Source organism: Komagataeibacter europaeus LMG 18890, from assembly GCF_000285295.1.
GTDB classification, from domain to species: Bacteria; Pseudomonadota; Alphaproteobacteria; order Acetobacterales; family Acetobacteraceae; genus Komagataeibacter; species Komagataeibacter europaeus.
In genome coordinates this window covers 1-11,937 of record NZ_CADP01000035.1, presented here as the reverse complement: position 1 = coordinate 11,937, position 11,937 = coordinate 1, and the positions used below count along the sequence as shown (strand labels likewise).

Annotated in this window: 12 protein-coding genes and 1 tRNA gene; 4 read left to right on the top strand and 9 right to left on the bottom strand. The window is 65.4% G+C overall.

Features of this window, described 5'->3' with window-relative positions; all coding sequences use genetic code 11:
• Positions 1-6: 6 nt before the first annotated feature.
• From GEU01_RS11370 to GEU01_RS11340, 7 genes are read right to left on the bottom strand one after another with little or no spacing between them, the layout of a single operon-like run.
• Positions 7-801, bottom strand: a complete 795-nt coding sequence (locus GEU01_RS11370; protein ID WP_019086179.1) for an MBL fold metallo-hydrolase — start codon at positions 799-801, stop codon at positions 7-9.
• A 3-nt stretch (positions 802-804) separates the two neighbouring features.
• On the bottom strand, positions 805-1,602 hold the full coding sequence (locus GEU01_RS11365; RefSeq protein ID WP_010508013.1) for a TatD family hydrolase: 798 nt from the start codon (positions 1,600-1,602) through the stop codon (positions 805-807).
• Positions 1,599-3,137: a methionine--tRNA ligase gene (gene metG, locus GEU01_RS11360; protein ID WP_010508012.1), complete on the bottom strand. Its 1,539-nt coding sequence runs from the start codon at positions 3,135-3,137 to the stop codon at positions 1,599-1,601. The genes GEU01_RS11365 and metG overlap by 4 nt, the downstream gene beginning before the upstream one ends.
• Positions 3,134-4,096: a DNA polymerase III subunit delta' gene (locus tag GEU01_RS11355; RefSeq protein ID WP_010508011.1), complete on the bottom strand. Its 963-nt coding sequence runs from the start codon at positions 4,094-4,096 to the stop codon at positions 3,134-3,136. The genes metG and GEU01_RS11355 overlap by 4 nt, the downstream gene beginning before the upstream one ends.
• On the bottom strand, positions 4,089-4,733 hold the full coding sequence (gene tmk / locus GEU01_RS11350) for a dTMP kinase (protein ID WP_019086178.1): 645 nt from the start codon (positions 4,731-4,733) through the stop codon (positions 4,089-4,091). Before tmk ends, GEU01_RS11355 begins: the two co-directional genes overlap by 8 nt.
• Positions 4,734-4,736: 3 nt before the next feature.
• The gene (locus tag GEU01_RS11345; protein WP_019086177.1) at positions 4,737-6,014 is read right to left on the bottom strand and encodes a D-alanyl-D-alanine carboxypeptidase family protein; all 1,278 of its coding nucleotides are present in this window, start codon (positions 6,012-6,014) and stop codon (positions 4,737-4,739) included.
• Positions 6,011-7,030, bottom strand: coding sequence for a lytic murein transglycosylase (locus GEU01_RS11340; RefSeq protein WP_373321369.1), 1,020 nt, complete (start codon positions 7,028-7,030; stop codon positions 6,011-6,013). Before GEU01_RS11340 ends, GEU01_RS11345 begins: the two co-directional genes overlap by 4 nt.
• A 289-nt stretch (positions 7,031-7,319) precedes the next feature.
• Here GEU01_RS11340 and GEU01_RS11335 point away from each other — a divergent pair, with 289 nt between their 5' ends.
• Positions 7,320-7,895 carry a DedA family protein gene (locus GEU01_RS11335; RefSeq protein WP_010508007.1) on the top strand — a complete coding sequence of 192 codons (576 nt, stop codon included), beginning with the start codon at positions 7,320-7,322 and terminating at the stop codon, positions 7,893-7,895.
• Positions 7,892-8,986 (top strand): ATP-grasp domain-containing protein, encoded by a 1,095-nt coding sequence (locus GEU01_RS11330; protein WP_019086176.1) that lies wholly within the window; start codon positions 7,892-7,894, stop codon positions 8,984-8,986. The genes GEU01_RS11335 and GEU01_RS11330 overlap by 4 nt, the downstream gene beginning before the upstream one ends.
• Positions 8,987-9,004: 18 nt before the next feature.
• Here GEU01_RS11330 and GEU01_RS11325 read toward each other — a convergent pair whose 3' ends face one another.
• Positions 9,005-9,463: an MlaD family protein gene (locus GEU01_RS11325; RefSeq protein WP_042710843.1), complete on the bottom strand. Its 459-nt coding sequence runs from the start codon at positions 9,461-9,463 to the stop codon at positions 9,005-9,007.
• A 123-nt stretch (positions 9,464-9,586) separates the two neighbouring features.
• On the opposite strand from GEU01_RS11325, the gene GEU01_RS11320 reads away from it, so the two are divergent.
• A complete protein-coding gene (locus GEU01_RS11320) occupies positions 9,587-10,429 on the top strand; it encodes an undecaprenyl-diphosphate phosphatase (protein WP_019086174.1) in 843 nt (280 codons plus the stop codon).
• Between the two features lie 27 nt (positions 10,430-10,456).
• Here the strand turns inward: GEU01_RS11320 and GEU01_RS11315 are convergent, their stop codons facing one another.
• The gene (locus tag GEU01_RS11315) at positions 10,457-11,686 is read right to left on the bottom strand and encodes a mechanosensitive ion channel family protein (RefSeq protein WP_010508002.1); all 1,230 of its coding nucleotides are present in this window, start codon (positions 11,684-11,686) and stop codon (positions 10,457-10,459) included.
• 176 nt (positions 11,687-11,862) lie between these two features.
• Here GEU01_RS11315 and GEU01_RS11310 point away from each other — a divergent pair.
• A tRNA-Met gene (locus tag GEU01_RS11310) sits at positions 11,863-11,937 on the top strand.

The following is an 11,937-nucleotide window of genomic DNA, read 5'->3' as shown; positions in this document are numbered from 1 at the left end:
AAGCTTTTATTTCCCGCTGGCATGCAGGCGCAGCCCGTCATACGCGGCTTCCACCCCATCGGGCAGGCTGGCCTGCATCCACGCCCAGTCCATGTCCGGTCCCATATGGGTCAGCACCGTGCGGCGCGGCTGGATGATGTCCCGCCATTCCAGCACCCGCGCCAGCCACCCGTGGGATGGATGGGCATCGCGCTGGAAACAGTCCACCACCCACGTGTCGACACCGCGCAGCGTATCCAGCGCCGCATCATCCATTTCGGCCACGTCGGTGCAGTAGGCCATCGGCCCCACGCGCAGGCCCAGCGTTTCGACCTTGCCGTGGCACTGGCCAAAGACCTGGACCGCCATCCCCGCCATCATCACGGTGGACGGCAGGCTTACGTGATGGACATCCAGTATGGGACGGAAGATGTGCGGCGGCGTCCAGGGGCGGAAGGCGTAGTCGAAGCGGATGCTGATTTCATCCATCACCTGCCGCGTGCCGTAGACCGGCAGCGGGCCGCCAATGATGCGGTTGATGGTGCGCAGTTCATCCAGCCCGGCGATATGGTCGGCATGGGCGTGGGTGTACAGCACCGCATCCACCACGCCGATCCGCTGTGCGAGCAACTGGTCGCGCAGGTCCGGCCCCGTATCGACCAGCAGCACCCGTCCCGGCCCGTCACTGATGATGACGGACGAACGCGTGCGGCGGTTACGCGGCTCGTTCGGGTCGCATTCACCCCAGTCCCCTGCCCCGTCCGGGCCACCCAGCATGGGCACGCCAGCCGAGCCGGCGCAGCCAAGGACAATCATCTCCATCCGTCAGACCGCCCGGCTGAACAGGCGGCTGAAATTGCGCGTGGTCATTTCCGCGAACGCGGCGTCTTCCATCCCGCGCAGTTCCGCCAGCATCCGGGCGGTATAGGCCACGTATCCCGGCTCGTTGCGCTTGCCCCGGCGCGGCACCGGGGCAAGATAGGGCGAATCGGTTTCCACCAGCAGCCGGTCGTCCGGCACGTCTTTCGCCACGTCACGCACCGACTGCGCGCGGTTGAACGTCGCGATGCCCGAAAAGCTGATATACCCCCCCAGTTCCAGCGCCCCGCGCGCAAGGTCCGGCCCGGATGAAAAGCAGTGGATCAGGAACGGGAACGCGCCATTGCGCGCGGTCTCGTCACGCAGGATGCCCAGCGTGTCGTCATCGGCTTCGCGCGTGTGGATCACCAGCGGCAGGCCGGTGCGCCGGGCGGCGTCGATATGCACGCGGAAACTGTCGTGCTGCCTGGGCCGGATGTCGGGCTGGCCATGGAAATAGTCCAGCCCGCTTTCCCCGATGCCCACCACGCGCGGGTCATCCGCCATCGCCACCAGTTCCGCCGCGTCGGGCAGCACTTCCTCATCCACATGGTCGGGATGGGTGCCGATGGTGCACCACACCCGCAGGTCGGGCGTATCCAGCGTCGCCAGCTTTTTCTGCTGGTCGGCGCGGGACAGGCGGGTGCCGATGGTCACCAGGCCATCCACCCCGGCCTGCCGCGTGCGGGCGAGGATTTCGGGCATTTCCTCATCGGAAAAATGGTCGAGGTGACAGTGGGAGTCGGTCAGTCCCGTACGGGTCATGAAGCCTCCGGTTCGACGTGGCGGGGGAAGATGCCCTGCGGCGCGGGCAGCGCGCATCCCGCGGGCAGTGGCGTGTCAAGGGATGCGAAATCCCGCGCGCCATCCGGCACGCCAAGCTGGGTCAGCATCCTGTCCATGCTGCCGGGCATGTAGGGCTGCAGCACGGTGGCGATGATCCGCAACGCATCGGCCAGCACGCGCAGCACGTCGCCCATGCGGGCGGCATCGGTCTTTTTCAGCTTCCACGGCGCCTGGTGGTCGATATAGGCGTTGCAGGCGCGGATGACCTTCCACACTTCCTCCAGCGCGTCGGTCAGGGCCTGCCGGTCGATCTGTTCATGCATGATCTGCGGCAGCAGGCTGGCGGCGGCCAGAAGCTTCGTGTCCTCGGCCGTGTGCGTGCCCTGCGGCGGCAGCCTGCCATCGCAGTTGCGCGCGATCTGCGACAGCGTGCGCTGGGCCAGGTTGCCAAGGTCATTGGCCAGTTCGACATTCATGCGCGAGATGATGGCGCGACGGCTGAGGTCACTGTCACCGCCAAAGGGCATTTCACGCATCAGGAAGAACCGGATCGGATCAAGGCCGAATTCCGCCACCAGGTCACGCGGGTCCACCACGTTGCCCAGCGACTTGCTCATCTTCTGGCCTTCGATGGTCCACCACCCGTGCGAGAACACGCGCTCGGGCAACGGCAGTCCCGCCCCCATCAGCAGCGCGGGCCAGTAGATGGCGTGGAAGCGCAGGATGTCCTTGCCCACCAGATGCAGGTTGGCGGGCCAGAAATCCCAGCGCGGGGCCGTCTGATCCGGGTAGCCCACGGCGGACAGGTAGTTGGCCAGCGCATCCACCCACACATACATCACGTGCTTCGGGTCACCCGGCACGGGAATGCCCCAGTTGAAGCTGGTGCGGCTTACGGACAGGTCGCGCAGGCCCTGCTTCACGAAACTCGCCACCTCGTTACGGCGGCTGGCGGGTTCGATGAAGCCGGGACGGGTTTCATACAGTTCCAGCAGCCTGTCACCGAATTTGGACAGGTTGAAGAAGTACGACGGCTCCTTCACCCATTCCACGGCGGCACCCGTGGGGGCGACCTTCTTCCCGTCCGGCCCGTCGATCAGTTCTTCCTCGCCATAGAAGCACTCATCACGCGTGGCGTACCAGCCTTCATACGCGCCAAGGTAGATGTGGCCGTTTTCCTCCAGCTTCTTCCACAGCGCCTGCGCGCCCGCGGCGTGGCGCGGTTCGGTGGTGCGGATGAAATCGTCGTACGAAATGGCCATTTTATCGTACATGTCACGGAAATCGGCGGCCACGCGGTCGGCAAAGGCGATGGGGGTCATGCCCGCCGCCTGCGCCGCCTGTTCCACCTTCTGCCCGTGTTCGTCCGTGCCGGTCAGGAAAAAGACGTCAAACCCCGCCAGGCGCTTGAAACGCGCGATCACATCGGCCGCGACCGATGTATAGGCGTGGCCAATATGCGGCGCCCCGTTCACGTAATAGATTGGTGTTGTGACGTAGTAGCGCCGTGTCATATTCCACTCACCCGCGCAAGCGCCGTCAGGACCGCCTGCTGTTTATCCAGATTGAATTGTTCGGTTTCCGCGCGCAGCCGTACCATGTCCTGCCACAGCAGGGCCAGTCGGGCCGGGTGCGGATCCCCCGCGCGCCCCCGTTCCGCGCCGAGGGCCATGTTACGCGTCCTGTCTGATATGGCATCACACAGCAGATCGAAAAAGACGCTAAAGCCATTTTCGCGCCGGGTCACCTGTTCGGCAATGTCATATCCGCCGTCCGCCCCCACCGTGCCATCCATCACGCCCGCCACGAGTGCGGCCAGTTCCACGGCGTTCCCCGCCAGCAGGTCCCCCGCCCGCCCCGGCGCGCCGTGGGCCAGTGGCAGGATGCGCGCGATCTGGTCCGGCGCGGGGGCGGGGTCCATGTCCGCCAGCACCGCGCGCATGGCCGCGTCATCCAGCGGGGACAGGGCCAGCACCCGGCAGCGGCTGCGGATGGTGGGCAGCAGTCGCCCGGGCACCGATGTGGTCAGGATCAGGATGGCGCGTTCGGGCGGTTCCTCCAGGATCTTGAGGATGGCGTTGGCCGCCGTGCGGTTCATGTATTCCGCGCCATCGACAATCACGACCCGCCAGCCTCCTTCCGCCGCCGTGCGGCGCAGGAAGGCGGATATGGGGCGTATGTCGTCCCCCACGATTTCACGGCGCGGGCGATGGCGTTTTTCATCCATCCCGCGCGCGATCACCAGCAGGTCGGCATGCGTGCCCGCGGTGACGCGGCGGCCCACGGGGCTGTCATGGTCCTGCGCGCCCAGCAGGGTGCGCGCCATCATGAAGGCCATGGTGGCCTTGCCAATGCCCTCCGGCCCGGTCAGCAGCCAGGCATGGTGCAGCCGGCCGGTGCGGATGACCGACAGGAATTCCTGCCATGCCGCGTCATGCCCCAGCAGGCGGCGACAGGCGCGTGGATCAGGCATTGTCCGCCCGTTTCAGGTACGGGGCCACGACAGCGCGGATGTCGTCCTGCACCGCGTCCATCGTCGCGCTGGCGTCAATACGACGGCACCGTGCGGCGTCGCGCCGGGCAATCGCGTCAAACCCCGCCGCAACGCGGGCATGGAACGCGGTGTCCAGCGCTTCGTACCGGTCGGTGCGGGCACTGGCCCGTTCAGCCATGCGGGCGGCGGCAATGGCGGGGGGCACCCGCAGCACAAGGGTCAGGTCGGGCACCGCGGGCACCAGCGCGCGCAGCCGCGCGATCATGTCCAGCAGCGCGGGATCGCCATTGCCCAGCCCATGCCCCTGATAGGCTTCGGTCGAATCGGTAAAGCGGTCGCATATCACCACCTTTCCCGCCGCCAGCGCCGGGGCGATGCGCCGGTCGACATGGTCGGCACGGGCGGCGAAATGGGCCATGACCTCGGCACGCGGGGACAGGTCGTGGCCGCCAAACAGCAGGAAGTCGCGCAGCGCCTCCGCCCCCTTCGTGCCACCTGGTTCCCGTGTCAGGTCCACATCCAGCCCGAGGCCGCGCAGGTGGTCGGCCAGTAGCCGGGCCTGCGTGGACTTGCCTGCCCCCTCCCCGCCTTCAAACGTGATGAACAGCCCGGACATGGCCTAGCCGTGTCCCAGCTTGCGACCCAGCACGGCCGAAGCCCGGCCCATAAGCCCCAGCCGTGGCACCGCCGCCCCCGCGACCAGCGGAATGCGGATTTCCGCAAGGCCGGTATTGGCGATGACCATTTCACCCAGCTGCTGCCCCGCCGTGACCGGCGCGGGCACGGGGCTGCGGTAATCCACGCTGACATGCACCCTGTTCTGCCAGCCATGGGGCAGCGTGAGCGTCACGTCGCGGGTTGCCACCAGCGGCACGGTGGGCGCCTGCCCCAGCCACACCGGGGCGTTGTCCACCACCGCGCCGTTACGGACCAGGGTCGCGTTTTCAAAATTGACGAATGACCATTCAAACAGCCGCTCGCCCTCATTGGCGCGCGCGTTGCTGCTGGGCAGGCCGTTGATGGCCATGACCACGCGGTTGCCGCCGCGTTCGGCGCTGGCGCACAGGCCAAAGCCACCGGCGTCGGTATGCCCGGTCTTCAGCCCGTCGGCCACGCCGCGGACCACCAGCGCGTTGCGGTTTTCCTGCGATATCCTGTTAAAGGTGAAGCTGCGTTCCGAAAAGAAATGATAATATTCGGGAAAGTCATGGATCAGGTGCATGGCGATGGTCGCGACATCGCGCGCGGACATGTAGTGCCCGTCCATCGGCCAGCCCGTGGCGTTCAGGAAATGGCTGTTGGTCATGCCCAGCTGCGCCGCCTGCGCGTTCATCATGCTGACGAACTGGTCTTCCGACCCCGCGATGCCTTCGGCCAGCACGATGCACGCGTCATTGCCCGACTGGATCACCATGCCCTGTATCAGGTCGGACACCGCGACGGAGCCGTTCAGGGGCACGAACATCTTCGACCCCTGCATGCGCCATGCCTTTTCACTGACCGGCAGCGCCTGTTCCAGCGTCAGCCTGCCGGCACGCAGCATGCCGAACACGACATAGGCCGTCATCATCTTGGTCAGCGACGACGGCGGCATGCGCTCGTCCGCCGCCTTTTCCATGATCACGGCGCCCGTGGTGTAATCGACAATGCACGCCCACCGCGCAATGGTGTCGATCGGCCCGATCAGGCTGTTGGCCGGGGAGGACGGGATCGCGGGCTCGGCCGTGGCAGGCGCCGCCGCGGCGGGATGACGGCGGCGGCCAGCGGCCCATGCCGGGCTGGATACAAGAAGGCTGGTGGCCACAGCCAGAAGGAAACGTCGGGTGTGCATTGCATCCTTGGTCCGGTAGGTGCCAGCCGGGCGCGCGGCCAGGGCTGGCGTGACAGGGTCCGTCACGCGATTTCATTCCCCAGCAGGCCAACGGCCAGCGCATAGAAATCGGATGGATTATAGCGACGGATCGCGGCGAAATTACGATAGACCATGAAGGCCTCGCCCCCCGGCCCGTCGGGGCGCAGGACGGCGCCGGTATCGGTCGGGCGGTCAAAGGGCGCGCCGCCCATCTGCCGCACGCCCATCGCCATCCATTCCGACAGCGTGCGGGTCTGGGTGCGGCCCAGCGTGGACTGCGCCACGGTGTCGGGCACGATCACCTGCTGCCCCCAGCTTTCGCCCCCCACCCAGCCGGACCCGGCAAGGTAGTTGGCGATGGAGCCGAACACGTCCGGCACGGAATGCCAGATGTCGCGCCGCCCGTCGCCATCGATGTCAACGGCGTATTTCACGTAGGCCGAGGGCATGAACTGCGGCTGCCCCATGGCGCCTGCATAACTGCCGGTCATGAGTTCGGGCGTAATGTCGCCCGCATTGAGGATGGCCAGCGCGTGGAACAGTTCGTCATGGAAGAATTTCGCGCGCCGCCCCTCGAACGCCAGGGTGCACAGCGCGTCCACCACCGCGAATTTGCCCGTCATCGCGCCATAGCCCGATTCCAGCCCCCATATGCCCATCACAGCGCCCGGGGCCACGTCGTAGCGGGTCAGGACCTGCTGTTCCAGAATCGCGCGCTGCTGCGCGAAGGCCGCGCGGCCATCCGCGATCTTGCGCGCCGTCAGCACGCGGTCGCGGTACTGCGCCCATGTCAGGTGGAATTCCGGCTGGTTGCGGTCGCGCTGTATGACCTGCATGTTCGGCGCCGACAGCGCCAGCGCCCGGGTCACGGCATCGGCCGTCAGTCCCTGGCGAATCGCATCGCGCCGCACGGTGGCCAGGAACGTGGCGTAATCGCCGCCGCCCGTGGCGGGCGCGGCCCTGCCCGGATGGTGCGCCGCGCGCGCGGGCATGAGCCATGAGGCACCAGCCCCGGCAAGAGAGGCGGCGGCGACATGAAGAAGGCGGCGACGTACAAGCATTCCGAATGCTGTGCCACGGCCTTGCGCCCGTTTCAATGTCTGACTTGCGTCCGCACCGATGTCCGGCCTGCCCGTGCATGACGCAGGCATGGCCATGTACACGCTGCGACACAATTTCGCGTTTGTGACGGCAGGCGAAGCATGTCACAAGAACGCCCGTCATCATTTCCCGTTGGCCTCTCATGGCCAATGTTTTCCACGCCCGCCTGCCGGGCCGACTGAAGGGCTTGTGCTTGCGTAGTCACGGTTTTCCCATCCCGCCCGGTCGGGACACGCTGGAACTGCGCGCATGCCCACGCTGACCGCCTACCTCATGGCGGCCGGGGCGTCGCCCGTCATGCAGGGGCTGGCGATCATCATCGGCACCTTCATACTGGAAGACGCCGCAACCATCATGACCGCCATGCAGGTGCGCACCGGGCATGTCGATGTCACGGTGGCGCTGGTGGCGCTGTATATCGGCATTGTCGTGGGCGACATGGGGCTGTACGGCATGGGCAGGCTGGCGGCGCTGTGGCCACCGGCGCGGAAATGGATCACCCTGCCCGGCGGCGCACAGGAAGGACAGTGGTTCGACCGCAACGTATTTCGCATCGTGTTCATCAGCCGCTTCGTGCCCGGCGCGCGCTTGCCGCTTTACACCGCGTGTGGTTTCTTCCGCGCACGGTTCGGGCTGTTCTGCATCGCGGCGGTGCTGGCGACCCTGATATGGACATCCATGCTGTTCCTTGTCTCACTGCGGGTGGGGCAGTTCCTGATCGACCACCTGGGGACATGGAAATGGGCAGGCATGGCCGGTTTCGTCCTGACCATATTCCTGATCAGCCGCATGATCGCACGTTTGCAAAGTAATGAGACCCGATGACCGACGTAACCACAGCCATTGACAGCAGGCCAGACAGGCAGGCCGGGGGCCCTACGGTTTCCTCGTTTGAATTCTGGCCGGGATGGATCTTCTACACCCCCATCGTGCTGTACTGGATCATACTGGGGCTGTGGCACCGTGATTTCAGCCTGCCCACCGCCGCCAACCCCCGGATCGAGACCGGTGGCCTGTGCGGGGAAAGCAAGAGTTCGATCCTGGACATGGCGGGCGATGTGGCACGCAAATGGATCGCCCCCTATGCCGTGCTGACCACGGGGCATGATGACCTGCCGCGCGCGCTGGCGGCGATGAAGGGGGCGGGCCTGTCCTTTCCCGTCGTGCTCAAGCCCGATATCGGGTGCAATGGCACCGGCGTGCGGATCATGCGCGACGAAGACAGCCTGCGCGCGGGTCTTGCCGCATTCGGCCGCGACGTGCCGGTCATGCTGCAGCACCTGATCCCCTACGGGCACGAGGTCGGGCTGTTCTACATCCGCCACCCCGACGAGGCGGAAGGCCGCATCACCTCCCTGACCTACAAGGAAGTGCCGTGCCTGACGGGTGATGGCACCTCCACGGTGGAGGAACTGGTCCACGCCGACCCGCGCACCCGCCTGGTCCCCCACATCTACCTGCCGCGACTGAAGGCGCGCCTGCATGAAATCCCGCCGGCGGGGCAGTCGCTGCCGCTGGTGTTCGCGGGCAATCACTGCAAGGGATCGATCTTCCATGACCGCGCGGTGGACATAACGCCCGAACTGCAGGCGCGGGTGAACACCATCATGCGCGACATTCCCGATTTCCATTTCGGCCGGATCGACGCCAAGGCCCTCAGCCTGGCCAGCCTGCGCAAGGGCGAGGATTTCCAGATCATCGAAATCAACGGCGTAGGGTCCGAGGCCACCCATATCTGGGATGCCCGCACCACCCTGCGCGATGCCTATGTGACGCAGTTCATGCATTACCGCGAAACCTTCCGCATCGGTGCGAAAAAGCGGCGCGAGGGATGGAAAAGCAGCGGGGCGATGGCCATGCTGCGCGCGTGGCTGCGCCAGCGCAGGCTGATGGCGTCCTACCCGATGAATGACTGAGTGGCGTGGCCGGCCCGCTTAGTCACTGGGCAGGCCGCCATTGCCGAAGATGTAGTTGCTGACCTGCTGTTCCAGGCTGAGCGGTTCACGCGTATTTGTAATGACCGCGCCGGGCTTCAGCCTGTCCGCGGATTGCCCCGGCTGCACCAGCAGTGCCGTGTCCGCCGTAAGGGTCGGGCTGCCGATCGAAAGGGTTGTATCCGTCGGCAGTGACAATGTACGGTCCAGCGTAAAGCCGACATTGGCCATGTAGGTTGCCGGGTCCAGTGCAATGGAGGTCACGCGCCCCACGGGCACGCCGTCCATGTCCACATTGGCCCCGACCGCCAGCCCGTTTGCCGAAATGAAGCGCGCCATGACAGGGTAGCGATCCTGTGACCCGCCGCTTTGCGAAGCGCGGGCGTAGACACAGAACCCTCCCGCAACCAGAAGGACAAGCCCGCTGGATATGATCGCGCCACTTCTCTGCCTTGCCATGACGGCTCCCTGCCCGATGCGGCCATGCGCCATCCCGAAATCCGCCGCAATGCCGGGCGATGTGGGACCGGCGCTATGCCTTGCCTTATCTTTTCATCCTACTGCGTCATGGACGGGCGGACAATGACACTCATCCAAGCTATTATCATTGCAATCATTCAGGGTTCCACAGAACAGTTTCCCATAAGCAGTCTCGGGCACGCGGCCATCGTGCCCGCCCTCCTGCACTGGCCCGTTGACCTGCATGGGGAAATATTCCTGCCCCTGCTGGTCATGCTGCATCTGGGCACGTGCGCGGCCCTGCTGGTTTTTTTCTGGCGCGACTGGGTGGCGCTGTTCACCGGGGCGGCCGGACGCCATGGCGTCAACATACAGATGGACAGCATCCGCATCCTTGCGCTGCTGGCGGTCGCCACCATTCCCGCCGTGGTGATTGGCGGCCTGTTTGAACACGCCATCCGCAGCCTGTTCGGCACGGCGCGGTATGCGGCGGTTTTCCTGACACTCAACGGCGTCATGCTGCTGCTGGTGGACCGGATGCGCGCGGGCCTGCTGCCCGCCAGCAACCGATCGCTCGCGTCCCTGGGTTTTGGGGAGGCGCTGGTGATCGGCCTGTTCCAGTGCCTGGCCTTCTTCCCCGGCCTGTCGCGTTCGGGGGCGTGTATTGTCGGTGGCCTGCTGCGCGGGCTGTCGCATGAAAATTCGGCGCGGTTCGCCTTTCTCATGGCGCAGCCGGTCATCCTGGCCGCCACCGTGCTGGAGGCGCTGAAGCTGCGCCACGCCCCGCCGCAGCCCGAACAGATGCACATGGCGATCATTGCATCCATCGTGGCGGGCGTGGTGGCCCTGGTATGCACCGGCATCCTGATGCGCTATTTCCGTGACCATGAGGACTGGGCGCTGCGCCCGTTTGGCTGGTACTGCATCGTGGCCGGCGGGGCGTCGTTCGTCTACCTGTCCTTCTGAAGGGACAGCGCAGGTTTCCGCGTGTGGTCAGCCGTGGCCCTGCCCGCCGTCGGTCATGCTCATGCCGCCGCCACTTGTACCGCTGCGCGGCCCCATGTAGGCACCGGGCGGCGGGCGCTTGACGGGCGGCGACAGCATGCCCGGATCCCCCATCACATCCAGCCCCGATGCCGACGCCACGTGCGATATGCGGTCACGCGGCAGGGCCTCGGGGCATTCATCACGCAGGAAGGCGAGGATCTGTTCACGGATCTCGCACCGCAGGTCCCAGCTTTGCATGGCTGAACGGGCACTTGCGATCACGCGGATCGTCATGACATGGGCGTTGCAATCGGCCACCTGCACCGCGAATTCCTTGCCATCCCATAACGGGGCGGAATGCACGATTTCGCGCAGGCGTTCACGGATGCGGTCCATCGGGGCGTTGAAATCCACATACACGAACACCACGCCGATCAGGGCCGCCGAATTATGCGTCCAGTTCTGGAACGTGTTTTCCAGGAAATACGAAATCGGCACGATATGCCGCCGCCAGTCCCATACCCGCAGCACGACGTAGGTGGAGGTGATTTCCTCCACCCACGCCCAGTCACCATTGATGATGATGAGGTCTTCCATGCGGATGGGCTGTGTCATGGCGATCTGCATGCCCGCGAACAGGTTGGTCAGCAGCGGGCGGGCCGCAAGACCGACCACCAGCGACGCCGCCCCGGCCGATGCGAACAGGCTGAGGCCATACTGCCGCACCGGTTCGAACGTCATCAGCGCGGCCCCCACGGTCAGCAGGCCGATCAGCAGGTCGGTCGTGCGCCGCAGCACGCGCACCTGCGTCATGTGGGTGCGCAGCAGGATGTCATCCTTGTCATCCTTGCCATTGATCCGCTTGAGATACGCATCGGACAGGATGCGCGTGGCCACCACCGCGGCGTAACCCAGCATCAGAACGAACAGCACCACCAGCGTATGCGTGGTGGCCTGCATGATGTCGTAGGGCAGGCCCGATACCGGCAGCGCCGTGCCGACAAACACGATCACCAGCATGATGCGCACGGGGCGCTGCATGGCCATGGTGAACGACCGGACAAAGGCCCCGCGTTTCTGCCCCGGTATGCGCAGGATCAGTTTCGTGATGAACCGGCTGAACATCTCCGCCACCAGTCCCGCCACGCACAGCATGAGTATGGAGGACAGCAGCCCCGGCAACCACCCGAAGAGGTGCCGGATCTTGGTCAGGAGCGCCAGGAATTCTGTTTTCACGAAAGATGCGTAGCCTTTTCGGGTGGTTTACGGGTCATGGGCGGGATCGCCAGTAGTACCCCCTGTTGGGGGGATGTGACAAATCAATGGGGTTTTCGGATCTTTTCATCCCGTTTTCAAAACACGGGTTGACTTGCCCCGATAGCGCGGGTATTCCGCACTCATCCTAACGCGATGGCGGTGTAGCTCAGCGGTAGAGCAGGGGAATCATAATCCCTTGGTCGGCGGTTCAAATCCGTCCACCGCTACCA

Bases quoted from the DNA above. Each gene is read 5' to 3' on its own strand.
- GEU01_RS11340 (WP_373321369.1), bottom strand. From the start codon at position 7,030: ATGCTTGTACGTCGCCGCCTTCTTCATGTCGCCGCCGCCTCTCTTGCC.
- GEU01_RS11355 (WP_010508011.1), bottom strand. From the start codon at position 4,096: ATGCCTGATCCACGCGCCTGTCGCCGCCTGCTGGGGCATGACGCGGCA.
- GEU01_RS11320 (WP_019086174.1), top strand. From the start codon at position 9,587: ATGACACTCATCCAAGCTATTATCATTGCAATCATTCAGGGTTCCACA.
- GEU01_RS11335 (WP_010508007.1), top strand. From the start codon at position 7,320: ATGCCCACGCTGACCGCCTACCTCATGGCGGCCGGGGCGTCGCCCGTC.
- GEU01_RS11330 (WP_019086176.1), top strand. From the start codon at position 7,892: ATGACCGACGTAACCACAGCCATTGACAGCAGGCCAGACAGGCAGGCC.
- GEU01_RS11370 (WP_019086179.1), bottom strand. From the start codon at position 801: ATGGAGATGATTGTCCTTGGCTGCGCCGGCTCGGCTGGCGTGCCCATG.
- GEU01_RS11325 (WP_042710843.1), bottom strand. From the start codon at position 9,463: ATGGCAAGGCAGAGAAGTGGCGCGATCATATCCAGCGGGCTTGTCCTT.
- tmk (WP_019086178.1), bottom strand. From the start codon at position 4,733: ATGTCCGGGCTGTTCATCACGTTTGAAGGCGGGGAGGGGGCAGGCAAG.
- GEU01_RS11365 (WP_010508013.1), bottom strand. From the start codon at position 1,602: ATGACCCGTACGGGACTGACCGACTCCCACTGTCACCTCGACCATTTT.
- metG (WP_010508012.1), bottom strand. From the start codon at position 3,137: ATGACACGGCGCTACTACGTCACAACACCAATCTATTACGTGAACGGG.